At 62.6% G+C, this 26,396-nt stretch carries 20 protein-coding genes; 12 read left to right on the top strand and 8 right to left on the bottom strand.

What is annotated here, in order from left to right; all coding sequences use genetic code 11:
• The first annotated feature begins 86 nt into the window (after positions 1-86).
• Positions 87-2,204 (top strand): ATP-dependent DNA helicase RecG, encoded by a 2,118-nt coding sequence (gene recG / locus GR328_RS04955; protein ID WP_160883422.1) that lies wholly within the window; start codon positions 87-89, stop codon positions 2,202-2,204.
• Between the two features lie 143 nt (positions 2,205-2,347).
• On the opposite strand, the gene glmS is transcribed toward recG, so the two are convergent.
• Both glmS and glmU read right to left on the bottom strand, forming a co-directional pair.
• Positions 2,348-4,174 (bottom strand): glutamine--fructose-6-phosphate transaminase (isomerizing), encoded by a 1,827-nt coding sequence (glmS, locus tag GR328_RS04950; RefSeq protein WP_160883421.1) that lies wholly within the window; start codon positions 4,172-4,174, stop codon positions 2,348-2,350.
• Between the two features lie 112 nt (positions 4,175-4,286).
• Positions 4,287-5,663 (bottom strand): bifunctional UDP-N-acetylglucosamine diphosphorylase/glucosamine-1-phosphate N-acetyltransferase GlmU, encoded by a 1,377-nt coding sequence (gene glmU / locus GR328_RS04945; RefSeq protein ID WP_160883420.1) that lies wholly within the window; start codon positions 5,661-5,663, stop codon positions 4,287-4,289.
• 234 nt (positions 5,664-5,897) lie between these two features.
• Between glmU and GR328_RS04940 the strand changes: the two genes are divergently transcribed.
• Positions 5,898-7,418, top strand: a complete 1,521-nt coding sequence (locus tag GR328_RS04940; protein ID WP_343039287.1) for an OpgD/OpgG family glucan biosynthesis protein — start codon at positions 5,898-5,900, stop codon at positions 7,416-7,418.
• Entirely contained in the window at positions 7,394-9,586 is a 2,193-nt protein-coding gene (gene mdoH / locus GR328_RS04935) for a glucans biosynthesis glucosyltransferase MdoH (protein ID WP_425487013.1), read from the top strand. The genes GR328_RS04940 and mdoH overlap by 25 nt, the downstream gene beginning before the upstream one ends.
• 21 nt (positions 9,587-9,607) lie before the next feature.
• Here mdoH and gcvA read toward each other — a convergent pair whose 3' ends face one another.
• Positions 9,608-10,543 (bottom strand): transcriptional regulator GcvA, encoded by a 936-nt coding sequence (gene gcvA / locus GR328_RS04930; protein ID WP_160883419.1) that lies wholly within the window; start codon positions 10,541-10,543, stop codon positions 9,608-9,610.
• Between the two features lie 128 nt (positions 10,544-10,671).
• Here gcvA and GR328_RS04925 point away from each other — a divergent pair, with 128 nt between their 5' ends.
• Positions 10,672-10,884: a hypothetical protein gene (locus tag GR328_RS04925; RefSeq protein ID WP_160883418.1), complete on the top strand. Its 213-nt coding sequence runs from the start codon at positions 10,672-10,674 to the stop codon at positions 10,882-10,884.
• A gap of 4 nt (positions 10,885-10,888) precedes the next feature.
• Here the strand turns inward: GR328_RS04925 and GR328_RS04920 are convergent, their stop codons facing one another.
• Positions 10,889-12,532, bottom strand: coding sequence for a Na/Pi cotransporter family protein (locus tag GR328_RS04920; RefSeq protein WP_160883417.1), 1,644 nt, complete (start codon positions 12,530-12,532; stop codon positions 10,889-10,891).
• Between the two features lie 234 nt (positions 12,533-12,766).
• On the opposite strand from GR328_RS04920, the gene GR328_RS26820 reads away from it, so the two are divergent.
• The 4 genes from GR328_RS26820 to GR328_RS04905 all read left to right on the top strand — a co-directional run bounded on the left by GR328_RS26820 (position 12,767) and on the right by GR328_RS04905 (position 17,360).
• Positions 12,767-13,324 (top strand): sugar phosphate isomerase family, encoded by a 558-nt coding sequence (locus GR328_RS26820; RefSeq protein ID WP_205789760.1) that lies wholly within the window; start codon positions 12,767-12,769, stop codon positions 13,322-13,324.
• A gap of 185 nt (positions 13,325-13,509) precedes the next feature.
• Positions 13,510-14,070 (top strand): acetyl-CoA hydrolase/transferase C-terminal domain-containing protein, encoded by a 561-nt coding sequence (locus tag GR328_RS26815; protein ID WP_205789759.1) that lies wholly within the window; start codon positions 13,510-13,512, stop codon positions 14,068-14,070.
• A gap of 214 nt (positions 14,071-14,284) precedes the next feature.
• Positions 14,285-14,626 carry a hypothetical protein gene (locus GR328_RS04910; protein WP_160883416.1) on the top strand — a complete coding sequence of 114 codons (342 nt, stop codon included), beginning with the start codon at positions 14,285-14,287 and terminating at the stop codon, positions 14,624-14,626.
• Positions 14,627-14,774: 148 nt separating this feature from the next.
• Complete coding sequence (locus tag GR328_RS04905) at positions 14,775-17,360, top strand: calcium-binding protein (RefSeq protein ID WP_160883415.1); 2,586 nt, start codon at positions 14,775-14,777, stop codon at positions 17,358-17,360.
• A gap of 55 nt (positions 17,361-17,415) precedes the next feature.
• On the opposite strand, the gene GR328_RS04900 is transcribed toward GR328_RS04905, so the two are convergent.
• Genes GR328_RS04900 through GR328_RS04890 form a run of 3 tightly spaced genes read right to left on the bottom strand, consistent with a single transcriptional unit; the run spans position 17,416 to position 21,006 of the window.
• Positions 17,416-18,456 carry a histidine kinase dimerization/phosphoacceptor domain -containing protein gene (locus GR328_RS04900; protein WP_160883414.1) on the bottom strand — a complete coding sequence of 347 codons (1,041 nt, stop codon included), beginning with the start codon at positions 18,454-18,456 and terminating at the stop codon, positions 17,416-17,418.
• Positions 18,453-18,884 (bottom strand): response regulator, encoded by a 432-nt coding sequence (locus GR328_RS04895; RefSeq protein WP_160883413.1) that lies wholly within the window; start codon positions 18,882-18,884, stop codon positions 18,453-18,455. Before GR328_RS04895 ends, GR328_RS04900 begins: the two co-directional genes overlap by 4 nt.
• A gap of 1 nt (position 18,885) precedes the next feature.
• Positions 18,886-21,006, bottom strand: a complete 2,121-nt coding sequence (locus GR328_RS04890) for a PAS domain-containing protein (RefSeq protein WP_160883412.1) — start codon at positions 21,004-21,006, stop codon at positions 18,886-18,888.
• Positions 21,007-21,227: 221 nt separating this feature from the next.
• Here GR328_RS04890 and GR328_RS04885 point away from each other — a divergent pair, with 221 nt between their 5' ends.
• Entirely contained in the window at positions 21,228-22,745 is a 1,518-nt protein-coding gene (locus GR328_RS04885) for a peptide ligase PGM1-related protein (protein WP_246215703.1), read from the top strand.
• Positions 22,746-22,751: 6 nt separating this feature from the next.
• On the opposite strand, the gene purT is transcribed toward GR328_RS04885, so the two are convergent.
• Entirely contained in the window at positions 22,752-23,924 is a 1,173-nt protein-coding gene (gene purT / locus GR328_RS04880; RefSeq protein ID WP_160883411.1) for a formate-dependent phosphoribosylglycinamide formyltransferase, read from the bottom strand.
• A 198-nt stretch (positions 23,925-24,122) separates the two neighbouring features.
• Between purT and GR328_RS04875 the strand changes: the two genes are divergently transcribed.
• The 3 genes from GR328_RS04875 to GR328_RS04865 form a co-directional block, all read left to right on the top strand.
• Entirely contained in the window at positions 24,123-24,425 is a 303-nt protein-coding gene (locus GR328_RS04875; protein WP_160883410.1) for a hypothetical protein, read from the top strand.
• A gap of 74 nt (positions 24,426-24,499) precedes the next feature.
• The gene (locus GR328_RS04870; protein ID WP_160883409.1) at positions 24,500-25,417 is read left to right on the top strand and encodes a DMT family transporter; all 918 of its coding nucleotides are present in this window, start codon (positions 24,500-24,502) and stop codon (positions 25,415-25,417) included.
• A 373-nt stretch (positions 25,418-25,790) separates the two neighbouring features.
• Positions 25,791-26,396, top strand: a 606-nt coding sequence (locus tag GR328_RS04865; RefSeq protein WP_160883408.1) for a matrixin family metalloprotease, incomplete at its 3' end; no start/stop codon positions are given.

Genomic DNA, 26,396 nt, shown 5'->3' with positions numbered 1-26,396 from the left:
AAATGCTCCGGTGAGAAAAAGATAACGTCGCTTCGAAGAGGCTCGGCCGCTATATAACCATCTCCCCTCGACTTGACACCCGTTTGATGTCCCTGCGCCCTTCCATTCTTGATCCCCTGTTCACCCCGGCTGCCTCCCTGCCCGGCGTCGGCCCCAAGATCGCCCCCTTGCTGGATCGGCTCCTCGGCGAGCCGGGCAGGCCCGCGCGCGTGGCCGACCTGCTGTTCCATCTGCCCAACAGCGGCATTTCCCGGGAGATGAAAGGCTCCATCGCCGATGCGCCCGTCGGCGAGCCGGTGACACTCTCGGTCACCGTGGTGGCCCACCGTCCGCCGCCGCCGGGACGCCGTGCGCCCTACCGGATCCTCGTCGAGGACGAGACGGGGGAGGTTTGGCTCGTCTTCTTCAACGGCCAGAAGGCCCGGCTCGAAAAGCTTCTGCCCGTCGGCGAGCGCCGCTATGTCTCGGGCAAGATCGAGCTGAGGGACAGCCGCCGCCAGATGGTCCATCCGGATCGCATCCTGGACGACAGGGGCATCGAGAATCTTCCCGCCGTCGAGGCGGTCTACGGCCTCACGGAGGGCCTTTCCTCGCGGATGGTCGGCAAGTACATCGGCGCCGCCCTGGAACGGGTGCCGGATCTGCCCGAGTGGCAGGATGCCGCTTGGCTCGACCGGAATGCCCTACCCGATTTCAAGCAGGCGCTTTTTGCCCTGCACAGGCCCAACAGCGCGTCGCAGCTTTCCGAGGACGCCATTGCCAAATCCGCCCCCCGCCGCCGGCTCGCCTATGACGAGCTGCTTGCCTCCCAGCTCGCCCTGGCGCTCGTCCGGAGCCGCATGCGCCGCCTGCCGGGACGGGTGAACGCGGGCGACGGGCATCTGGTCGAGAAGCTCAAGAAGGCCCTGCCCTTCGGGCTCACAACGTCACAGGCCCAGGCCATCGAGGACATCCGCCGTGACCTCGTCTCCGACAAGAAGATGCTCCGGCTCCTCCAGGGCGATGTGGGATCGGGCAAGACGGTCGTCGGCCTTCTGACCATGGCGAGCGCCATAGAAGCCGGCCGGCAGGCCGCCATGATGGCTCCGACCGAGATCCTGGCCCGCCAGCATTACGAGCGTCTCGCGCCCATGGCGGAAGAGGCCGGTCTGACCATCGCCCTCCTGACGGGCCGCGACAAGGGGGCCGCCCGCAAAGCCGTTCTCGCCGGCCTGGCCGACGGGAGCATCCAGATCGCCGTCGGCACCCACGCTCTTTTCCAGGAGGGCGTGACGTTCCAGGATCTCGGCGTCGCCGTGGTGGACGAGCAGCACCGCTTCGGCGTTCATCAGCGTCTCGCGCTGGGCTCGAAGGGCGAGGCCGTGGACATTCTCGTCATGACTGCGACGCCGATCCCGCGCACCCTGGCGCTCACCTATTTCGGCGACATGGACGTGTCGGTGCTCAGCGAGAAGCCTGCCGGCCGCAAGCCCATCGCCACGAAGCTGATCTCCATCGACCGGCTCGACGAGGTGATCGGCGGCATCGGACGCGCCGTCGCCAACGGCGATCAGGTCTATTGGGTCTGCCCGCTCGTCGGCGAGTCCGAAACGGTCGATCTCGCCGCGGCCGAGGAGCGGTACGAGACGCTCAGAAGCTTTTTCGGCGATCAGGTCGGCCTCGTCCACGGGAAGCTCGCCGGCAAGGACAAGGACGCCGCCATGGAGCGGTTCTCGAGCGGCGAAACCAAGATCCTCGTCTCGACGACGGTGATAGAGGTCGGCGTCGACGTGCCCAATGCCACGATCATGGTGATTGAGCACGCGGAACGCTTCGGCCTCGCCCAACTCCACCAGTTGCGCGGCCGGATCGGGCGCGGATCGAAATCCTCGACCTGCCTTCTCGTCTACAAGGGCCCGCTCGGCCAGATCGCCCAGGCTCGCCTCGAGATGATGCGCCAGACGGAGGACGGATTCCGCATCGCGGAGGAGGACCTGCGCCTGCGCGGCGAAGGCGAGGTGCTGGGCACACGCCAGTCCGGCACGCCGGGCTTCAAGCTCGCGCGGCTCGAAACGGACGGCGATCTCCTTGCCGCCGCGCGGGACGACGCGCGCCTGATCGTCGACAGGGACCCGGAGCTGTTGAGCGAACGCGGTCAGGCGCTGCGCATCATGCTCTACCTGTTCGAGCGCGACTCCGCGATCAAGCTGCTGAGAGCGGGGTAAGCCCCTCCCCGCGCCATGATCGTCCCAGGAGCTGATCTCGGGTTAGCTCCCGCCATCCCGATCGGAAAGGCGCGGCGCTCGGCGAATCGGGATCACCGGCATAGGGCCGGTGATGACCTGGTGTGAGGGTGTGGTGTGAATGTTTACTCCACGGTCACGGACTTCGCGAGATTGCGCGGCTGGTCCACGTCTTTGCCCATGAAGACGGCCGTGTGATAGGCGAGCAGCTGGATCGGGACCGAGTTCAGGATCGGCGCCACGACAGGATGCACGGACGGCATCACGATGGTCGCCAACGTGTCCAGGCCCGTTTCCAGCGCCCCTTTCTCGTCCGTGATGAGAATGATGCGCCCGCCACGGGCCGCCACCTCCTGCATGTTGGAGACGGTTTTCTCGAAGATATGGTCAAAGGGCGCGATGACGATCACGGGCATGGTCTCGTCGATCAGGGCGATTGGCCCGTGCTTGAGCTCTCCCGCCGCGTATCCTTCGGCGTGGATATACGAGATTTCCTTGAGTTTCAGCGCGCCTTCCATAGCGAGCGGATAGGCCGTGCCGCGCCCCAGATAGAGCACGTCCTTCGCCTTTGAAAGTTCGCGCGCCAGGATCTCGATGTCGTGCTCGCGCTTCATGGCCTCGCTCATCTGACCGGGAACGGCGATGAGCGCATCCACGAGCTCCTTCTCCTCCTCGGCGCTCAGAGTGCCGCGGGCGCGCCCTGCGGCGATCGCGAGGGAGAGGAGAACGGTGAGTTGGCACGTGAAGGCCTTGGTCGAAGCCACGCCCACTTCGACCCCGGCGAGCGTCTGTGCGACCACCGCGCTTTCCCGCGCCATGGTGGAGGTCGGCACGTTCACGACGGAGAGCGTGTGCAGTTTCTCGGCAGCCGCATAGCGCAGGGAGGCCAGGGTATCGGCCGTCTCGCCGGACTGGGACACGAAGAGCGCGAGTTCGCCGGGCTCCAGAGGAGCCTCGCGGTAGCGGAACTCCGACGCCACGTCGATCTCGACCGGAATGCGCGCGAGGCGCTCGAACCAGTATTTCGACACCAGCCCGGCGAGATAGGCCGTGCCGCAGGCGGAGATGGAGATCCGCTTCAGGTCCTTGAAATCGAAAGGCAGCTCGAACGGAAGCTCCACCCTCCCGGCGCTGAAGTTCACGTAGTGGGCCAGCGTCCGCCCCACCACTTCCGGCTGCTCATGGATTTCCTTGGCCATGAAGTGGCGGTGGTTGCCCTTGTCGGCCATGAAGGAACCGGCGGGGATCTTGTGGCGCGGGCGCTGGACCATCGCTCCGGAGGCGTCACGGATGTCGGCCCCCTTCCGGCGCAGGATCGCCCAGTCGCCGTCCTCCAGATAAGTGATGTCGTCCGTGAACGGTGCCAGCGCCAGCGCATCCGAGCCGAGATACATCTCGTCCGCGCCATAACCAATGGCAAGCGGCGCGCCATGACGGGCCCCAATCAGCACCTCGTCCTCGCCATTGAACAGGAACGCGAGCGCAAAGGCGCCCCGCAGGCGCGGGAGAGTGACGGCCACGGCCTCCACCGGAGGGCGTCCCTGACGCATTTCGTAGGTCACGAGCTGCGCCACGACCTCGGTGTCGGTCTCCGTTTCGAATCGAACGCCCTTGGCTTCGAGCGCGGCCTTCAGCTCACGAAAGTTCTCGATGATGCCGTTATGGACGACGGCCAGCTTGTCGGTGGCATGGGGATGCGCATTGGTCTCGTTCGGCTTCCCGTGGGTCGCCCAGCGGGTGTGGCCGATGCCGATATGGCCCGAGAGGGGAGATTGCGAGAGCTTCGCCTCGAGGTTGCGGAGCTTGCCCTCCGCGCGGCAACGCGCAAGGCGGCCGTATTCCAGCGTCGCGACCCCGGCGGAATCGTATCCGCGGTACTCCAGCCGCTTCAATGCTTCGACGATCTGCGGTGCAACAGGCGTATTTCCAATGATTCCAACGATTCCGCACATGCCCCAAGGCTTTCCGTTGACGATGTTATTCTAAGCTGAGCTGCGCACTTCCATACAGAGAATGCGAGGTATGCTGGAATCAACTTCCATGACAGATTGTGACAGCTGAGCCTTACTGTTTCTTCGAAACCTTGGCTTTCGCCCGGAACTCCACGGCCCAGCCCTCCTTGACGACCTGGCGGCTGCGTCCGAGCGCCAGGGCATTGGAGGGAACGTCTTCCGTAATGACCGAGCTAGAGCCCACAAACGCGCCGTCGCCGATGGTGACAGGCGCGACAAGGGACGAGTTGGACCCGATGAAGGCCCCCTCACCGATCTCCGTCTTGTGCTTGTTGTAGCCGTCGTAATTGCAGGTGATCGTGCCCGCCCCGATATTCGTCGCGGCTCCAATCCTGGCATCGCCGAGATAGGTCAGATGGTTGACCTTCGCTCCGGCCCCGAGCTCCGTGTTCTTGAGTTCCACGAAATTTCCAACCTTGGCCTTGGGACCGATGACCGCGCCGGGGCGCAGGCGGGCGTAAGGACCGATCGCGGCTCCGGAGGCGATCCGTGTACCCTCCAGGTGGCTGAAGCTGTGAACGACAGCGCCTTTGTCCACGATGACTCCGGGCCCGAAAACCACGTGCGGTTCTACGACCACGTCCTGCCCGAGCTTCGTGTCGTGGCTGAGGAATACGGTCTCGGGCGCCACGAGGGTGACCCCCGCAGCCATCGTCGCCTGCCGGAGCCGGTCCTGGATCATGCGCTCCGCAGCGGCGAGTTGCGCACGGTCGTTCACGCCGTGCACCTCCTCCTCCGACACGACCGCGATGGCCGTCCGGTGCCCGGCCTCGCGGGCGATCTCGACGATGTCGGTCAGGTAGTATTCGCCCTTGGCGTTGCTGTTGCCGATCTTGTCCAGGAGCGACAGAGCGATGTCGCCACGGAGCGCCATCAGGCCTCCGTTGCACAGAGTGATCGCCCTCTCGGCCTCGGAAGCATCCTTGTGCTCCCGAATCGCGAGAAGCTCGTCGCCGGACATGATCAGACGCCCGTACCCGGTCGGGTCCTTGGCCTCGAAGGCCATCGCCACCACGGCCGCCCCGTTGGCGAGGGGAGCGCGCAGCTTCGCGAAGGTCTCGACCGTGACAAGAGGAGTGTCCGCGTAGGCGACGATCACGTCGTCGGGCTTCTCAGCCAGAGCCTCTCTGGCGCTCAGTACCGCATGGGCCGTGCCGAGCCGCTCCCGCTGCACGAAGATCCGCGCATCCGGCACGCTCCTGAGCGCTTCCTTCTCCACATCCTCGCGATCCGGTCCGATCACCACGGCCGTCCGCGTGGCGCCCGCCTCCGTGAGAATGGCGAGGACGTGCCCCAGCAGAGAGCGGTTCGCAACGTGATGCAGAACCTTCGGTTTCTCGGACCTCATTCTGGTCCCTTCCCCCGCGGCCAGCACAACGGCGAGGCAGCTCCGGGCGGCGGACGTCTTGGGGGAATGGCTCGATGTCATCAGGCTTCAATCCGGTGGTGTTCAGGGATGCAGCTAAATCAGAAGGGGTAATTCGGCAATCTTTTCATGAGCAAAGGCCCGGAATGCGAACTGCCTCGTTTACTTCATACTCATGTTCGATGATAAATCATGAGTCTTCCTGATTGTCTGGCCCAAGCGCCAAGTTCACGCAAGAGTATAACTGTGTCGGTTTCGCTGGGGGCCTCGCGCCCTTCTCATCCTCGGCGACGCGATGTGCTGGCTTATCTCAGCGCTTCGGTTGCCGCGTTTACGCTTGCGCCTGCCGTCCAAGCCCAGGCGCCTCATGCTGACATCGCGTCCCGGATGGGTGACGGCCAGCGCTTCGATCCGTCCGCGGTGACGGACGTCGCCCGTCAGCTTTCGAAGAAGCCGTTCGTTCCTCTGCCGAACGACCTGCCCGACGCGTTCTCGAATCTGAATTTTGAGCAATACGTCTCGATCAAATCCCTTTCGCAGCCGATTTGGAGCACGGAAGGGCGAGGCATCGCCTTGGAGCCGCTGCATCGCGGCTTTGTCTTCAACAACGCGGTGGACCTGTACCTCGTGGAGGATGGAGGCGTCAGGCGGCTCGCCTATGATCCGTCCAACTTCAACTTCAACGGAATTAACATCCCCAAGGACTTGAAGGACATAGGCTTCTCCGGCTTTCGCCTGATTTCACACCCTGCCGAGGGACAACCCTTCAACTTCGCCATCGTTCAAGGAGCCACTTTCTTCCGCGCCCTCGCGCGCGGGCAGAACTACGGCGCAATCGCCCGGGCTCTGACCCTCAAGCCCGCCGAGGCCAAGGGCGAGGAGTTCCCGATCTTCCGGGCCTTCTGGATCGAGCGTCCAAGCATCGGCAGCAACAGTATCACCATTCACGGCGTCCTCGATTCTGAATCGACGACCGGTGCGGTCCGGATGACGTTCCGGCCCGGCGACATGACCATCGTCGATGTGGAAACGACTCTCTTCCCCCGTGTGAACCTGGAGCATGTAGGCCTGGGGGGCATGGCCTCAACCTATTTCTATGGCCCCAATGATCGCCGCAACGCGGACGATATCCGCCCTGCTGTGTACGAATCCTCCGGCCTGCAGATGCTCAATGGCCAGGGGGAGTGGCTTTGGCGGCCACTGCAGAACCCGGAGACCCTCCAGATTTCAGCCTTCGTGGACAACTCCCCTCGTGGATTCGGTCTGCTTCAGCGGGAACGAGCCTACGAAGCCTTTCAGGACGACGAGCAGCGCTTCGAGCGTCGGCCGAGCCTCTGGGTCGAGCCCCTGGGCGAATGGGGCGAGGGCAGCGTCCAGCTCCTCGAGATTCCCACCGATGCGGAGATCAACGACAACATCCTGGCCTATTGGCGCCCGCGCGCGCCGATGGCGGCAGGAGCGGAGATTCCTTTCGCCTATCGGCAGTACTGGGGATGGAGCTCGCCGGAACGGCCACCGCTTGCGACCGTCGCCGCGACACGGTCGGGCCGGGGGAGCACCGGTCGCCGCCGTCGTTTCACCGTCGACTTTGTCGGGGAGATGCTGGGCGACAATTGGCCAAAGGACCTCAAGTCGATTCTGACGGTTGGTCCGGGAACGTTCCATGACCTCAAACTTTTGCCGTATCCGGAGAGAAAGACGGTACGCGTTGCATTCGAGCTTGACCCGGGCAACGAAAACGCGTGTGAGATGCGTCTCATCCTCGAAGCAGGCGGGAAACCGATAAGCGAGACATGGCTGTATCGTTGGACACCCTAAGTTCCGACCCGAACACGAAGATCGCCCCCTTGGGGCGGCTCGAATCCGTCATGCCTCCGGAAAAGCACCTGGACATGCCGACCCAGCATCTGAGACGCTGGTCAGCGGATCAGGAGCGCAAACCCGTTCGCCAGAATCCGAGGCTCGGAACTTGGCTCGCGCGTCTGTTCGTGTTCGGTGGCGGTTTGCTTCTGACCGCCTACGGCACCTATGAAATGTATCAGGTGGTGTCGGTCAGCCGGACCACCGCTCTCCAGTGGGTATTGGTGGCCCTGTTCACCATCAACTTCTCCTGGATAGCAGTCGCCTTCACCAGCGCACTCCTCGGGTTCTTCGCCCTTCTCCGGCGTCGCCCCGTCGGCCCGCTCCCTTCGGCGCTGCAGGCACGCACGGCCATCGTCATGCCCGTCTACAACGAGCAGACGGCGCGAACCTATGCCGCCCTTGAGGCGATCTACGAATCCGTCGAGGCCACGGGTCTCGGTGAGAGCTTTGATTACTTCATTCTCTCCGACACGACGAATCCGGATGCCTGGGTGGCGGAGGAGCGAGCATTCCTGGCCCTGCGGGAGCGGCTCGGACCCAAGGCACGGTTCTACTATCGCCACCGGCCGAAGAACCATCACCGCAAGGCGGGCAACATTGCCGATTTCGTGTCCCGCTGGGGCGGGCACTACGAGCACATGCTCGTGCTCGATGCGGACAGCCTCATGACCGGCGAATGCATCGTGCGCCTCGCGGCGGCGATGGAGGCCGACCCGGATGCCGGCATCATCCAGTCGCTGCCCCTCATCATCAACCGCAACACGCTCTTCGCAAGGCTTCAGCAATATGCCGCACGGGTGACGGGGCCGGTCATTGCCATGGGCCTTTCGGTCTGGATGGGCCGGGACGGCAATTACTGGGGTCACAATGCGATCATCCGCACCAAAGCCTTCGCGGCCCATGGCGGGCTGCCGGATCTGAGAGGCAAGCCGCCTTTCGGCGGACACATCCTCAGCCACGATTTCGTGGAAGCGGCACTGCTGCGCCGCGCCGGATGGGATGTCTACATGCTGCCGGACCTCGAGGGCTCCTATGAGGAAAGCCCGCCCTCCCTCATAGACCTCTCCGCGCGCGACCGCCGCTGGTGCCAGGGCAATCTGCAGCACATGCGCGTGATCACCGCGAAGGGCCTGAAGCTCCCGACCCGCCAGCACTTCGCCACCGGCATCATGTCCTATCTGGCGTCGCCCTTCTGGCTGTTCCAGCTGATCGTCGGTATCGCGCTTGTTCTGCAGACCACCTATATCCGACCCGAATATTTCTCGCGCGATTTCCGCCTCTATCCCATCTGGCCTCGGTTCGATCCCGAACGAGCCCTGGCCCTGTTCGCGCTGACGATGGGAATCCTGCTGGCCCCGAAGATCTTCGGCCTCATCCTGATGCTGATCCGCGGCAAGGAGCGCCGGGCGTCCGGCGGGGGGCTCCGGCTGATCGCCTCGTCGACGCTCGAGATCATTCTGTCGGCCCTACTCGCTCCGATTCTGATGCTGATCCAGTCCGGCTCCGTATTCCAGATTCTTCTGGGCCGCGACACCGGCTGGCAGCCGCAGCGTCGTGACGACGGGTCCATCCCGTTCAGGGACATCGTGCGCCGCCACCGGGCGCACACGGTGCTGGGCGCGCTTGCCGGCATTTCAGCCTTCATGATCGCCACGTCCCTGTTCCTTTGGATGTCGCCGACGATCATCGGCCTGCTTCTCGCAATCCCGCTGTCCTGGCTCAGCGGACAGCTCGGAGCGGGCCTCGCGCTCAAGAGGCTCGGTCTTCTCATGACGCCGGAAGAGCACCGTCCTCCCACGATCGCCACCCGCGCGAACGAGCTGCAGATACGTAACGCCACCCTCGGCTTCGACGACGAGGACAGCCTCAGGGCCATCTACTCCGATCCGGTCCTTAGAGAAAGGCACATCGAGATGCTGCCTACCGTGGCTCCCCGCAAGCGCGGCATCATCGAGACGGAACGCGCCCTGGCGGAGGCCAAGCTGGTCGATGCGGAAACCATCGAGGACGCCATCAGCTGGCTGCATCCGAAAGAGCGCATGGTGGTGCTACACGACCGCGCGCTGCTCAACATGCTCGTTCACCTGAAAAAGAAGCCTGCCGACGCTCAGGCTGCAGAGTAGGACCGTTTCCGAAGCCAGGGCTCAGGCCCTGGTTTCGATTTTGCGGGCCCAGGACTCCTGCTCGGCGTCTCCCGCGACCTCACTGAGAATCCAGTCGCGGAAGGCCTCGATCTTGGGAGACCGGCGTCGGGCTTTCAGATAGACCAGCCAATAGCCACGGCTTGTCGTGGCCATCAGATCGAAGGGTTGGACAAGCCGGCCCGCGGCGAGGTCGGCTCTGAAGAAATAGGGATTGACCAGAGCAAATCCCTGCCCCGCGATGGCCGCCATCCCCTCCAAATGCTGAATTCCGAGAGAGTTGTCGAGGCGGCGGGACAGGTCGACATCCGGCAGGCCTGCTGCCGTGAACCAATCCCTCCACCAGGGATCCCCCGGCGAGATGATGGGAAATTTCAACAGATCCTGCGGCTCCCTCAGATCCGTGCCCCGGATCAGATCGGGGCTGCAGACCGGAGTGAAGAAGTTCGGGAAGAGAAGGTGGGCCGCGAGTCCGGGCCAGTTCCCTTCGCCGCTGCGTATCGCCAGATCGAACCCGCTCTGACCGAGATCCACCACCTCTTGGCTGACGGAGATCTGCACCGCGATGGTCGGAAACAGATGCTGGAAGCGGCCCAGGCGGGGAACAAGCCAGTTGGACACGAAGGTGCTGAGCGTCGTAATGGCCAGCACCGACTGCACCGTTTCCTCCACGCCGGCGAAAGCGGCCCGCAGGGCATCGAAAGCCTCCGTCACGGCCGGGGCCAATTGCTTGCCCTTGGCCGTCAGCACGACCTGCCGGGGCATGCGCACGAAGAGCGGCGCGCCGACGCGGTCCTCCAGCATCCTGATCTGGTAGCTCACCGCGGCCTGCGTCATGCCGAGTTCCTCCGCCGCACGCGTAAAACTCTGATGCCGTGCGGCAGCTTCGAAGGCCCGTACGGCGCTCAGCGGAGGAAGTTTGGCAGGCGAGTTCGACATGGGCGATCCATAAGGCTGCCTTATGCCAGCCCCTTGGCTTTCATTTTGTCAAGGCGGGCGTACAGGAGCAGTCTCTCCGTATCAGCGAGGCCATGAGGTGCCTCCGAAGCACAGCTACGGTGATTGTCATGAGGTACGAAGATGCCCGCCGCCTGCGCGGCGTCGAGAGCGCTTGGCTGCGTCTGCGGACGTGGCTGTGCTTATCTCGCCTGCAGCGCCGTCGTCGGAAGCCGATCGCCGATCTGAACCACCTCTCGGACCACGAGAGGCGGGATATCGGCCTGCCCGAGCCGGTCCGCTACATGGACTGGCGCAGCTTGAAAGATGAGACGCGCCTGTGAGGCGTCAGGACGACAGGCGGCTCGGCTTGAGCTGGCCGCTCTGCTCGAGGAGCGAATGGCCGGTCGCTGCGATGTGAGCCTCGATGCGCTTCAGGTCGCGCACGATGTCGAGCTGGAGAGCGCTGGTGTCACCGATTGTCCGCCCGGAGCGGATCTGATCCAGCTGCTTCTGGGTGAAGGTCCGCTCCAGGTCACGGAAGCGTTCCTTTTCCGACACGAGGCGTCGGGCGGAGCCGATATCCTGGAACATGAGGACCGAAGCGGCGAGTTGCAGGTGTTCCAGCAGCTTGTTGTGCATGCCGGTGATGTCATCGAGACTGTCCTTGGGCAGGCGCAGGTGGTTCTTGATGCGCTTGGCCGCCAGCTCCATCAGGTTCTTGTCGATGATGTCGCCGACGTGCTCCAGGTTGATGGCGAAGGCGAGGATGTCGGACAGCCGCTTCGCCTCCGTCTCGCTCAGGGCCTCGTGATTGATGGAGCTGAGATACCGGCGTATCGCGCTGTAGAGACGGTCCACCACGTCGTCCGTGCGGCTCACCTCGGCCACGCGGCTGATGTCGTCCTCGCGGAACAGGTCCTGCGAGCTGCGCAGCATGATCTCTATTGTGTCGGCCATCCGCAGAACCTCGCGGGCCGCGTTGGAGAGGGCAACGGAGGGCGTGTCCAAGGCATCCTTGTCGAGATACTGCGGCGTGCCGGGATCGGAGGCCACGAGCTTCTCCGGGAAGGCCCTGGTGAGGAGCTTCGCAATCCACGGAAGCGGCAGGATGAAGATCGCAGCGACGCCCACATTGAAAAGCGTGTGGAAGTTCGCCGCCATACGAGCCGGATTGGGCTCGAACATCGACATGTAGCCCAGAATGAGGTCGATCAGCGGCAGCGCCGCGACGCCGCCGATCACGCGCATGGCAAGATTGCCGAACGGCACACGGAACTTCGCCGGGTCGCCGCCGAGGCCTTCGAGCATCGGGTTCAGGGAGCTGCCGAGGTTGGCGCCGAGCACCATCACCAACGCGGCATGAGTATCGATGACCCCTGCCGTGGCCAGGGACATGATGAACAGCATGGCGGCAACGCTGGAATGTGCCATCCAGGCGAACAAACCGGACAGGAGCACCAGGATCAGCGGATCCGGCGCTATGACCGCGAGGACGTTCTTGAGCACTTCGGAGGATTCGATCGGCCGGATCGTCTCGCCGAGCAGATGCAGCGAGAGGAGCATCAGGCCGAGACCGATGGCGACGCGCCCCAGATCCTTGACCCGGCTCGAGCCGCCGCGCTTGTAAGCCATGAAGCCGAAGAAAATCAGCATGGGAAAGATCAGGGTGATGTCGAAGGACAGCACCTGCACGATCAGAGTCGTGCCCACATTGGCCCCCAGCATCACGGCAAGCGCGGGAACGATGCCAACGGCCCCGCCGGCGGTGAAGGAGGCCACCATCAGGGCGGTTGCCGTGCTGCTCTGCAGCACGGTCGTCACACCGACGCCCGCCAGAAAGGCACGCAGCCGCGTGCGCAGGCCGATGCCGAGAATCCACCGCAGATCGCTGCCAAAAGCGCGCTGAACCCCGCTGTTGACCATGTTGATGCCCCAGAGAAGCAGGGCAATCTCACCGAGAAGGTGGATCAAGACGGTAGTAGCGGACATCTATTCCTCAGCATTCGACGGATAAGGAGTAAACCTTCTGCTTAGTCCCCTTGTTTCGGAACGACAATAAGGTTGCCGGCTAATAATGGCTAGCCGGAGAAGATTTCCCTGCCTTTTCGGGGGAGCGCAGGTACCTAGGCGCAATCCTCTCCCTTTGTCCTCTCCCTTTGGAGAGGGGTTGCTCGAAATCGAAGCCGACCTGCTTTCGGCGCTCTACCAGTTCGCCCCGCTCTCGTGGAGGGCGCGTCTCCGGGCAACGACAACGACAAACTGCTGACACGGGCCCATCCGACCCTGCGCCCCGCCATCAACACGGGCGATGTCATGTTCATCGATCAGCATCTCTCCGAAACGGTGGGGATGCTTCGTCCCCGTCAGCTGGGTCCCTTTGACTTCGCCATCGAAGCCTCGGCGATCACCGAAGACCGCGCGCTGTTGCCGGCGACCTCCGTCGGCAACAGCGCGACTTTCGCGATCCTCGCCGAGAAGGTCATCGTCGCGATCGACCTGGCTCAGCCTCTCGAACTCGATGGACTGCACGAGATCGACATCCCGACGCGCCGCCAGTTTCGCGAGCCTATCCCGGTCGTGGCACCGGAGAGCCGGCCCGGGATGCCGTTCATTCCGGCAGATCCGAGCAAGACCGCCGCGATCGACATCACACGGAAATCCGACGGCGCAGGGACCATCAACCCTCCTGATGCGGCCACGACCGCCCTTGCGGACCATCTCATCGAGTTTCTCCCGAGCGAGCTGCGGAGCGAACGGATGGGGACGTCAACCAGCCCCTAACATGCGGGTATCGGCTCCATTGCCAATGCGGTGCTCCGTGGGCTCATCCACATTCCGTTCCACGATCCCAAGATGCACAGCGAAGTGCTTGGGAACAGCATGTTCGAGCTGTTCGGTTCCGTGAGGCCTCGTCATTGCGTCGGGCTCGTCCATCACCCTTGAGCCAGAAGCCCGTGATCCCCCACATGGGAAGCTGCGAGAACAAGATCTTTCCGCGGCCTCAGGAGATCGGCAACCACCCCGAAGTCATTCGCAGACGCAGCGTGATCGGCGTCAACGCGGCGCTCGCGTGCGACATTCATGGGAACGTAAACTCAACCCACGTCAACGGCACCCATATGATGACCGGCATCGGCGGTTCGGTTGACTTCGCGCGCAACGCCTATCTCGAAATCTTTGTCACGAAGGCGCTTGCCAATGACGGCGCCTTGTTTCTCATCGCTCCCATGGTGCCCCACATGGACCACAACGAATACCACGCGGACGGAATCGCCACCGAGATCGACCTTGCCGATCTGAGCGGGTTGACGCCGCGAGGACGCGCCCCAACCATCATCCAAAACCGTGTTCACCCGAGCTACCGCGAACTCGCGGCCGATTACCTGAAACGCACAACTCAGCGCGAAGGGCAAACTCTCCATCTGCTGGAAAAGGCCTTCTCCTGGCATATCCGCGCTCGGCAGACCGGCCGCATGTTGCCCACGAGCCGAGTCGGCCTATCGTCGGAGGCACCGATGCGAACCTGATTTATGCACAATCTCCAGACCCGAATTTTGCCCGCTTGCCATACACTCGCCACACGAGCCGATTTGGCTACCCCCCAAGCACGCCTTGTATCGACCTAAGGAACTCTGCTCTTTTCCACATGCAACAGATACGCATGTGAGCCTGTAAGGCCAAGTTCGGAAGGGTCCGATGCTAGCTGGCGATGCTTCACAGGTTGAGGATCGGGGAAGCGAGATGGGTTTGGACGATCCATTTCCTATCGAGAAGTGCTCGGGACGGGTACGAGGTGCGGTTCTCGCCGAGTTCCACGGCCGATGTCCCACGATCAGGGAAGTCGCCAGCATCTCGGACGCGCAATGGCTGACGGTTCCGAACATCGGTCCGACGACTCTGGAAGAAATCCGCCGCTATATCAACCAGACGCCGACCGAGCAGCGCCTCCAGAACCTCTCGGTCATGGAGGATGGAGAGATCCTCTCGCGCCTGAATCGCGTTCAACGGGAACTGAACCTGATCGCCAGCGCCATCAAGACCAGGGCGGCATCGCCCCCATACAAAGGGGAGCATGAGAAGTAGTCAGTCGACAGGTCACCAGACGAGCAAGGAATCCACGTCCTAATCGATACAATGCAACAAGGCGACGACTTTATCTTACGTTTGTTGTTAGCTTGACTATTTTCCTCAGTGGAGCATTGGTAGGGCCACCATAAGAACAAGGCCTCCAATGTCCTCCACGTCAGTTCGGGCAATCGACCTCTTCATCAACGGCGAGCCGGGCGCACTCGTCACCGTCACGGAAACCCCGGAAGGGAACCTCAATTTCAGGGTTAGGGTGATCGACGTCATCTCGAGTTCTGCGGATGTGGCCGACATCGCGGATATTCGCGGCCTCTTCTTCCACGTATCGGACGAGACGCTGCTCTCGAGCCTGAAGGTGAGCGGGCCCGACGTTACGACCTATGTCTCCAGTGCCGACAGGGTGATGACCGTCGAAAAGGACGCCACCATGGAAGGCGAAGTCGGAAAGTCCGCCGGTCCGTTCGACGTCGGCATCGCGTTCGGGACATCGGGGAGCGGAAAGGACGACATCCGCGAGACCAGTTTCACCTTGAGCGCTTCCGAGCCGTTGGGCCTCGAATTTGTGCTTCAGCAGCATTTCGGGCTCCGACTGACCAGTGTCAGCAACAACGGCGAAGGCCGGGACCTCAGCCTGAAGCTCGTTGGGCAGATGACCGGTGATCCGAAGATCATTGGCGGTACGCCCACCAGCCCCGGCGACAACCCTCCATCTCCCCCGGATAATCCGCCGGCATCCCCCGGCGATGGCGGTCATGCCGACGATCCCGCGCCTCAGCCACCCGAGACCGGCTCTCCAGAATCCGGCGTGTCGAACGACGATCTGATCGAGGGCGGCGATGGCAACGATACGATCTATGGCGGCCTGGGCGATGACGAGATGCAGGGCGAAGGCGGCGACGATCTGATCATCGGCGGAAGGGACAACGGTGCCCTCACCTGGGTTGGCGGCCTGAGAGTCAAAGTGGGCGACAACCTGTACGGCAACGACGGCAACGACACCTTTCTTTACAAGAAGGGAGACGGCGTCGACCTGCTCTGGGATTTCCAGCCGGGTCGCGACGTGATCAAGCTGGCTGGCTACACCCTTGCCGACATCCACGCCTTCACCCTTGTTCGCTCCGTCGAGAACCGGATCCCCACGGGAGACCACGACAAGATCGCGATCATCCTGGACCAGGGCGGCGATGCGATCCTCTTCAACGATTACCCGGCACCCAGCTATGACGATGTCGCCATCGTCCTGGCCGACGGCAGCACCCTGTCCTCCGCTAGGATTCTGGAGCTTGCGAAAGCCAATCCGATCGACCTGGCCGAGGGCACGGCCACGACCGCTTCCGCGGGATTTGCGCCCAATACCGGAACGGCTCCTGCACCGCTCCTCCTCTACGGCAGCAATGACGGCGATACGATCATCGGGGGATTGGGCCACGACAAGCTTTATGGCAACGAAGGGATAAACGGGCTCAACGGCCGCTCCGGGAACGATTCGCTTTACGGCGGCAACACCATCGACACCATCATCGGCGGCGAGGGCGACGACACCGGTTTCGGCAACGGTGGCGATGATGTCGTCATCGGTGGAGCCGGCTCGGACAAACTCTACGGCGCGGGCGGCAGGGATCTGATCTTCGGAGACGATGCGGACGCGATTGATTTGCCCGCGGTGCTGACCTCCTACAATCTCCCCATGGATGGCAAGAAAGTCAGCGCGACTCTCAAGGTCACGAAGACCTGGTGGGGCGGCTTCCAGGCTGAGATCACGATCACCGCCCGTGAGAGCGTCAATGCCTGGGAGGTCTTTCTCAAGAGCCGGTTCAAGATCGAAAGCATCTGGGGCGCGGCAACGACGGCCGAAGCCAGCTGGTCCAACGGCGTCGTCTACGACCTCAGCAACGCCAGCTGGAACGGATCGCTCTATGCCGGCCAGAAGACCACGATCGGCTTTACGGCACGCACGGGTGTAAACGGCGTGGTGGACGCGGCCCACATCATGGCGGGGCTGTCGATCACCGATTCCTTGTCATCCCCCGCCAGCGGTGGCAACGGCGTCTACCGGACGCTCGGCAACACGATGCGTGGCTTCGCGGGCGCGGACACCCTCGTCGGAACATCTTCCAACGATATCTTCTATGTCGACGACAGGCGAGACAAAGTCGTCGAGACCTCCAAGGCAAGTTCCAAGGACAAGGTCATAACTTTTGTGAGCCATACGCTCGAAGCGAATATCGAGAACATGACGGCGTCGGGTTCGGCTTCCGTGAATCTCACTGGAAACAGCCTGAGCAACATCATCAGCGGCAACACCAACAAGAACATCATCAACGGCGGAAGCGGGTATGACACGCTGAGCGGCGGTGCGGGCAACGATACGCTGATGGGCGGTTCAGGCAACGACCGACTGCTGGGCGGCACCGGCAAAGACGCGTTCGTGTTCGACACGGCCCTGAACAGGCGTTCCAACGTGGACACGATCAACGACTTCAGCGTGCGGGACGATACGATCCGTCTGGAGAACAAGTACTTCTCAAAGCTGACCAAGACCGGGACGCTGAGCAAGAATTTCTTCACCATCGGTGCCAAGGCGAAGGACAAGAACGACTACATCGTCTACGACAGCAAGACGGGGGCGCTCTATTACGATGCCGACGGCTCAGGTAAAGGCGCTGCGGTCAAGTTCGCTCAGCTTACCAAGAACCTGAAGATCACTTACGCGGACTTCTACGTCATCTGAGGAGTACGAGAGCGGGAACGCCCCGATGCGCTTCCGCCTTACCTCTTCTCTTGCCCTAGATCGAAAAGGACAGGACGGCTCGCGTGCCGGCATAATGCGGGTCGAACTCGATGGCCGATTGCAGGTTGGAGGCCATGGCCCGCACGATCTTCGTGCCTAGCCCGCTGCCCTGGACCTGGCCCGTTCCCTTCCAGCCGATCCCGTCGTCCTCGACGGAGAGGAGTATCTGGTTGCCCGAACTGGATAGAATGACGCGAATGTCTCCCGTTGCGCCTTCCGGATAGGCGTATTTGAAGGCATTCGTGACAAGCTCCGTCACGATGACGCCGACGGACACCGCCTTGTCGGTCGGAATGGGGATGGGCTCGGCCCGAAGGGAGATTGTATGCTCCCGGCCCGCGGCACGCATGGCGCCCTCCAGCTCCTCGACCAGACCTTCCAGATAGGTATCCATTTCGACGAAACGGACATCGTTGGAGGTGTAGAGGCGGCGGTGGATCTGGGCGATGGCAGTGATCCGGCTCTGCGTCTCCGCGAGGGTATCCTGCGCGATCGTATCGCCCGCGGCGGCTCGCTGCTGCATGGCGACGAGAGAGGCGACCAGCTGCAAGCTGTTGGCGACCCGGTGGTTCACCTCGCGAATGAGCATCTCAGCCCGCTCGCGGGCCTCGCGCATTTCCCGTTCGGCCGCCTCCTTCGCGCGGCGCAGCCGGGCGGCCTCGAGAGCCTGCTCCGCAGCGGATCGGAGCAGATCCAGGAAGACGCCTCCGACATCCTTGATCACATAATCGGACGCACCCGCCTTGAGGGCCGCCACCGCTATGCGCCCTTCATCCGCCCCGGTGACATAGACGACCGGAGGCGGATCCGCGAGCTTCTGAATCTCGGCGAGGACCTGGAGTCCCTCCTTGCCCGGCATGAAATGATCGAGGGCGATCACATCGAAAGAGCCTTTGGCGAGCTGCTCCAGCCCTTCGTCGCCGCTGAGGGCATGAGTGACCTGAAACCCATGTCGCGTCAGCGCTCGCTCGACCAGGCGCCCGAGACCTGGATCGTCGTCGATATAGAGAAGGCGGATAGGCAGAGTCTCGCTCACAGCGTTTCGGGAACCTGAATCACGGAAAGGAACAGACCAAGCTGACGGATAGCCTGGGAGAACGACTCGTACTCGACCGGCTTGGTGATATAGACATTGGCGCCCAAATCGTAGCACCGTTGCACCTCGCGCTGGTCGTCCGTCGTGGTCAGAACCACCACCGGCGCCCGCTTGAGGCTCTCGTCGCTCTTCAACTTCACGAGAATGTCGACCCCGTTCATGTCCGGAAGATTGAGATCCAGGAGAACCAGAAACGGGCCGGCATTGCGCACATTTGCGCTGAACAGATGCTCGATCGCGGCCGTTCCGTTCGCGAAGGTGCGGATTTCATTGCACACCCCAGCACGCCGGATGTTCTTCTCGATCAGACGGGCGTGACCCTCGTCGTCCTCGATCATGATAATGGTGACGGGTTGCTGGTGGGGCATGTTACGCGGCCTCCGAACTCATATTGATATACTTGGGCAAAGTGACGGTGAAGGTCGAGCCTTCTCCCAATCTCGAACTGACCGAGATCGTACCTCCCAGCCTTCGCACGAGGGCCCGCACGTGCGCAAGTCCAATTCCCTCGCCCTGCTGGTCCTGGGTTCCCGACCGCCGGAACAGGTCGAAGATCCGTTCATAGTCCCGCTCATCGATGCCGCGGCCGTTGTCCTCGATCTCGTAGCGGACGCTCATGCCCAGATCCCGGCCCCTCACGACGATCTTCCCGGGACGTCCCTGATCCAGATACTTGACCGCGTTGTCGATGAGGTTGCCGAATACCTGCTCCACGGCGAGTCGGTCGCTGACGAGGTCGGGAACGGGCTCAATGAGCAATTCGGCGCCACGCTCATGCAATTGGTGGGCGAGGCTGTGATGCTGAGCCTCGAGCAGATTGTTCATGCTGATCGGCTCCGGCATCAGGACTCTGCGTCCCTCTCGGGAGAGTTTGAGAATTGCATTGATCAACTTGTCCATTTTGGCCGTGGACGACCGGATGAAGCCGATCGATTCCGTCAGGTCGGATTCGATGGCCGCCCGGGCATCCGGCGTAACCAGATCCGGCTTTGCCTCCGAGACCTTCCTGTAGAATTTCTGGATCTCCCGCTGGGCGTTGTCGAGTTCGCTCGTAAAGCCCATGATGTTGACGAGCGGCGCCCGCAGGTCATGGCTGACGATGTAGGCGAAGCGCTGAATCTCCTCGTTGGCGGCGTCGAGTTCGGAAACCCGCTCGGCCAGCATCGCCGCCAGACGGCCTGTTTCCTCCTCGGATTGCACCGCCCGCTCGCGGCTTTCCCGCAGTTCTTCCTGAGCCTGCTTGAGATCGTGAATGTCGGTGCAGGTGCCGTACCACCGCGTGATCTGCCCGTGCTCGTCGTAGACGGGCTGTGCGCGTCCCAGCACCCAGCGATACTGGCCCGAGCGGTGCCGCAGCCGGTACTCGATATGGTAGGGCTCTCCGGTTTTGAGGCACTGCCGCCATGTCTTCCAGGCGCGCTCGCGGTCGTCGGGATGGAACATCTCGCTCCAGCCGGCCCCGTCCGTAGAGCCCTCCGGCACGCCTGTGTACTCGTACCAGCGCTGATTGTAGTAGTCGTGGAAACCGTCCGGCCGGGTGGCCCAGATCAGCTGGTCGATGGAGTTGGCGATGGCACGGAAACGCTCCTCGCTCTCCCGCAACGCATTCTGCGCCCGCCGATGATCGGTCACATCGTTACCCTGGACGAAAATGCCGGACACCTTTCTGTCCCTGCCGAAGATGGGCTGGTATACGAAATCCAGGAAATGCTCCTCCGAATCCTCACCGGAATCTTGTTTCAGAATGACGCGCACGCCGCGGCCGATGAATGGCTCGCCTGTCCGGTAAACCCGATCCAGAAGGTGAGTGAAGCCTTGCTCTACGACCTCGGGCAATGCCTCGCGCACTGGCTTGCCCACAAGGTCCGATCGCCCGACCACTTGCCGATAGGCCGCATTTGCCATCGTAAAGACATGGTCCGGTCCGCTGAGGGCGGCAATGAAGCCGGGAGCCTGTTCAAATAGCTCCTGCAGATGCTGACGCTCCCGCGAGAGGGCTTGGTTCACCTCTTGAACCGCCTGGGCGCGGCGGAACATGTCCGTCTCGATCAGAGCGGACGGGCCGGACAGGAAAGCCGAGGTCTTCGCGAAGTTTCGAAGGTGGTGCAGCTCGGTCACGTCCACCGTATGCTGAAGAATGGAGATCAGCTCCCCGGCGTCGTTGAACAGAGGCGTATGGGTCGCGCTCCAGTAGCGCTCTTCAAAGCCCTGGCCGTTGGGCAGGGGAATGGCGTACTCGATGAGCGGCAGATGATCGGTCACCTTTTCCTGGACCACGCGGTCGAACGACGCCCGAAGCTGCTTGTAGCTCTCCGAATCCGGGTCGCTGGGAAACGCCTCGAACATGCCTCTCCCCATGAGCTCCTCGCGCGTGCGCATCGTGACGCGCAGATACGCATCGTTCATCCCCATGATGACGAGCGAGGGGTCGAGCAGCACGTACGGGTTCGGCGAGGCGTTGAAGAGAGCCTCAAAGTTTATCGATTTCAATGCTTTAAGCTGGTCTACCCCAGCTCCCCCTAAAAATTCGCCGCTTGGAGCACCGCCATATTTAGGACGGTTCCCGGCCGAGGCCAGCTCCGTCACGGCTCAGGCTCCCGCCCCCGCAACCAAACTTTGCCAGAAACGTTGCGGTTTGGAACATGCTTCGGAGACCCTGGTCCCGGCATCGCACGTGATTGGGTGCTCGATTGGAAACGAAATATGCTCCTTTGACTGCAGCCGGCATCGAAGCGGATGCCAAGGCGGATGATTTTCATTCACTCCAGGCACGGCTCGCGAAGGCGTTCGAATCCTTTTCGGATCACGGCGCGCCCCGGACCGTTCTCATTGTCCCGAGCCTGAGCATGGATCAGGAGGTGCTGGCCGGCATCTCGGGTGCCCACCATTACGAGGAGCGCATGCTGTGCTATCTCATGCAGCTCCGGATGCCGCGCACCCGCGTGATTTATGTGTCGAGCTACCCGATCCCGGAATCGATCATCGACTATTACCTGCACCTCCTGCCGGGCATCCCGGCACAGCATGCCCGCAGCCGTCTCACCCTTTTCTCATGCCATGACGGCTCGGCCATTCCCCTGACGGAGAAGATCCTCGCCCGCCCTCGCCTGCTCGACCGGATCCGGGCTTCCATCCCCGATCCCGAAGCCGCCTACATGATCTGCTTCAACGTCACCGAGCAGGAGCGCAGTCTCGCTCTGCGCCTGAACCTGCCAATCTACGGCTGCGATCCGGACCTGCTGCACTGGGGGTCGAAGAGCGGCTCCCGCAAGATCTTCCGCGAAGCGTGCATCGATATGCCGGAAGGCTTCGAGGAACTGCGCGGCGTGGATGAGATCGTCGACGCGCTGGAAGAGCTGAGGGCCCGCAGGCCTGGCATGAAGAGGGCAGTCGTCAAACTCGAGGAAGGCTTCTCGGGCGAGGGCAATGCCCTCTTCTCCTATGAGGGTGCTCCCGAGGGCGCTGCCCTGCGCCCATGGATCAGGGAGCGGCTGCCCCAACTCGCCTTCGAGGCCCCGGACATGACCTGGGAGCTTTTCTCCGAAAAGCTTGCGAGCATGGGCGGTATTGTCGAGGAATTCATCGAAGGCGATGTGAAGCGCTCGCCTTCCGCACAGTTCCGCGTCGACCCGATTGGCCAGCTGGAGGCGGTCTCAACTCACGATCAGGTTCTCGGCGGGGAAAGCGGCCAGGTTTTTCTCGGGTGCCGTTTCCCAGCTGACGAGGATTACCGGCTTCAGATCCAGGAAAGCGGCCGCAAAGCTGCCCGCGCTCTCGCGGCAAAGGGCGTGCTCGGGCGCTTCGCCATCGACTTCCTGTCCGTGAAGGAGGGCGACGCGTGGCGCCACTACGCCATCGAAATCAATCTGCGCAGAGGAGGCACCACGCATCCCTTCATCATGCTCGAGTTCCTGACTGAGGGGCAGTACGACCCTGCGACCGGCACGTTTCTCACTCCCTCGGGGCAACCGCGCTGCTACTACGCCTCTGACAACCTGCAATCGGACGCTTACCGCGGACTTCTGCCCGGAGATCTCATCGACATCGCGGCCCTGAACTGCCTCCACTTCGATGGAGCCAGCCAACAGGGAGTGATGTTCCACCTGATCGGCGCCCTCTCGGAATTCGGCAAGATCGGCGTGCTCTGCATCGCGCCCACGCACGAGCGGGCGGAGGAATTCTATCGCCGCACGACCGAAGTGCTCGACCGGGAATCCCGTTACGCCTGAAGAACCTCATGCTTCATAGGTGATGCGGATCCTTGCCGCTGCCTCCCGCGCCCGCTCCCGCGCCTCCTCCACCGTGCTGCCTGAGGCCAGGGCCACGCCCATTCGCCGGCACGGGCGCGTCATGGGCTTGCCGAAGAGACGAACCTCGACTTCGCTTTCTCCGGCGCTCAGCGAAAGCGCTTCCTTGAGCCCCTTGATGGAGAAGCGCTCGGCATCCCGGTCGGCGAGGATCACGGCGGAAGCGGTGGGGCCATTCAAACGAATGGATGGAATCGGCAGTCCGAGCACGGCCCGGACATGGAGATCGAACTCGGACAGGTTCTGCGACAGCAGCGTCACCAGGCCTGTGTCGTGCGGCCGGGGCGAAAGCTCGGAGAAGATCACCTCGTCCCGGGTCACGAAGAACTCGACGCCGAAGATGCCGTAGCCACCCAGATTATCGACCACCTTCCGAGCCATTTCCTGCGCATCGGCGAGAAGCTTGCCGGTCATCGGCGTGGGCTGCCAGGATTCCTGATAATCACCCCGCTCCTGCCTGTGACCGATCGGCGCGCAGAAGGACACCCCGTCCCGCGAACGGACGGTCAGGAGAGTGATCTCGTACTCGAAGGGGATGAATTCCTCGACGATGATCTTCCTGCGGTCGCCCCGCATGTTGGCAACGGCATGCTCCCAGGCCCGCTCGAGCTCCCCGGACGTGCGGACCGTACTCTGCCCTTTGCCGGAGGACGACATGACCGGCTTGATCACGCAAGGCAACCCCGTATGCTCCACTGCCCCCCTCGCCTCATCCAGGCTTTCCGCGTAGCGGTACTTGGAGGTGCGAAGGCCAAGCTCTTGGGCGGCGACATCCCGGATGCGATCGCGATTCATGGTCAGCGAAGCCGCCCTGGCGGAGGGAACGACCGTGACCCCCTTATCCTCGAACTCCTGAAGCACCTCGGTGCGGATCGCCTCGATTTCCGGCACGATGAAGTCGGGTCTGTGCCTTTCGATGGCCTGCCTCAGGGAATCCGCATCGAGCATCGAGAAGACTTCGGATTCGTCCGCGACCTGCATGGCGGGAGCATGGGCATAGGAGTCGCAGGCGATCACTTGGCAGCCATAGCGCTTGGCCGAGATGGCGAATTCCTTGCCGAGCTCGCCTGAACCGAGAAGGAGAATTTTGGCTGTGAACACCGTCTTGACCTTTCATCTGCCTTGGCGCGAAACACCGGCCGCCCGAACGCGTTCTGTGGAAGCATGTTTTCGGGTCGGCTTCCAGCCACGTCGCGCCGTCCGGGCCGGAAGTCTGCGTCACGCGCATCCCTGCCGTCACGCCTACGCATTGTGCGAACGAGATCCTCATACGTTAAGGGGAAGTCCAGGAGAAGCGGAATGCTTGGAACGAAGAAAACACCCAACCGCCATGGCAAGCGGGTCACCCGGGTCGAGCCGCCGTCGCTGGACGAGGCCATAGCCGCCGCACAGGGGCTGACCGACGATATCGAGTGCCAGATCGAGATCGCGTCCCAGCTCATGGGCATGCCCGAGGACGAGGTGCGCCCGGTGGTTCTCAAGAGCTCGGCCAAAATCCGCCGGCCGGAACGCACACCTTTGGCCGACCGTATCCTGGATCGTGGCGAGGGGGGCAAGGTCATCGTTGTAGAACGGCGCCGCCCACGCTTGGCAGCTCGATAGGATTCCCTTATCGACGGATTTGAACCACCCCGGGGACTGCTCGAAGTCGGCCCGTCTTTCAAAGTTGTCCTTACATGGTCAAAGGCATCATTCTTGCTTTCCTCGCCTTTGCCGTGTTCGCCTGGGGCGATGCCGTGGTGAAGGCCATCGGTCACGATCTCGACCCCTTCGAGGTGACCTTCTTCGGATATCTCATCCCTCTCCTGCTCTCGCCGGCCTTCATGAAGCCCGGCGACCGCCTGACAGATCTCGTGCGGTGGAGGAGCCCCTGGCTCATGGCGCTCAGGGTTTTCTTCATCTCGATAACGACGCCTTTGAGCGTCATGGCGTTCACCAGCCTTCCCTTCGCGGAAGCCTTCGCGCTCCTGTTCCTGATGCCGAGTCTAGTGACGGTGCTGTCCATCTTCGTTCTGAAGGAGACGGTCAGGTGGCGGCGCGGCCTTGCCGTCTGCGCGGCCTTTATCGGCGTGCTCATCATCGTCCGCCCGGGCTTCCGGGAGATCCTGCCCGGCCACGTCATCGCCATCGCTGCCGCTCTCTGCTCCGCGGGCGGCGTAATCATGGGACGCATGATCGGCACCACCGAGAAGCGCTACACCCTGATTGGAAGCGTGTTCCTCGGCACGGCGGTCATTGCCGGGATCCTGATGATCCCAGGCTTCACATGGCCTGCACCGCCTCAGTGGGGTCTCCTGCTCGCCTTCGCGGCGACGGCTTTCGTTGCTCAGGCCCTCTTCGTCATCGCGACCACCTATGCGCCGGCGGACCGGCTCGGAGCCGCGCAATACAGCCAAATCCTGTGGGCGCTCCTCATCGGAGCGCTCTTCTTCGACGAATGGCCAGACACCGTGGCCCTCGCGGGAATCGTCATCGTCGTAGCGGCTGGATTGTTTATCTTCGCACGGGAGCAGACGCTGAAGAAGGCACCGGAGGCCCCATCGCCCGCTGCATCACCTCAGGAGCGAACAGCCGTAGGACAAAATTCATTTTAACAGGCCGCGGGAGCGGACAGGCATGTCGTTTCACCCGCTCAGCTTGCGTTTTTTACATCGAGGCCGGGAGATAATCCCGAGCCTTCGTCTCCGCGCCCTCTAGCTGTGACGGTCGGGACCGGGCCGTTAACCCGAGGCCTCCGGGGGGCTCGACGACCGCAGCGGCCTTCCCTCCCTCCTGGCGCGGCATCGTGTCCATTGCCGCCGTTATGTGCCGCGCATTAATCCATTCACCTGCCCTCCTGCTGATCCGCATACTCCATTCTCCCGAATAGAACTTAGAAACCGAGACGGCTATACCCTGCCGGTATCAGGCAGCACCTTCCTGCCGACCTTTCGGATGCTGCCCCCTCCTCCTGATCTGGACCTTTCAATGCCTGCAGTCGCGACCTACAGCCCGACCGGTAACGCTTACATCGACGGCCTTCTGGGCGACGTCAAATGGGCTGTAAACAGCTTCACCTTCAGCATTCCCACAAGCGGCGGGTATTACGGCTCTTCCTATGGAGACGGTGAGAACATTACCAATTTTGGCGTTCTCAATTCGGGGCAGCAGACGGCCACGCGCGGGGCCCTGAAAATGTTCGCCTCGGTCGCCAATCTCAGCTTTACGGAAATCAGCGAGACCTCGTCCCAGCACGCGGATCTTCGCTTTGCGATGTCGGACAAGCCGAGCACCGCCTGGGCCTATTTTCCGACCGCGGCTGCCGAGGGCGGCGATGCTTGGTTCAACAACTCGGACGGCTACTACAACACCCCCGTGAAGGGCAACTACGCCTCTCTGACCTTCGTCCACGAGATCGGCCATGCATTCGGTCTGGAGCACCCTCACGAGAACGGCATGCCCTCCAGCCGGGACTCGATGGAGTACACGGTGATGAGCTACCGCTCGTATGTGGGCGCCTCCACCACCAGCGGCTATGTCAACGAGACCTGGGGCTATGCCCAGTCGCTGATGATGTACGACATCGCCGCACTG

The sequence above is a fragment of the Microvirga makkahensis genome (genome assembly GCF_009830105.1).
GTDB classification, from domain to species: domain Bacteria; phylum Pseudomonadota; class Alphaproteobacteria; order Rhizobiales; family Beijerinckiaceae; genus Microvirga; species Microvirga makkahensis.
This window is presented reverse-complemented; position numbering and strand designations above follow the sequence as displayed.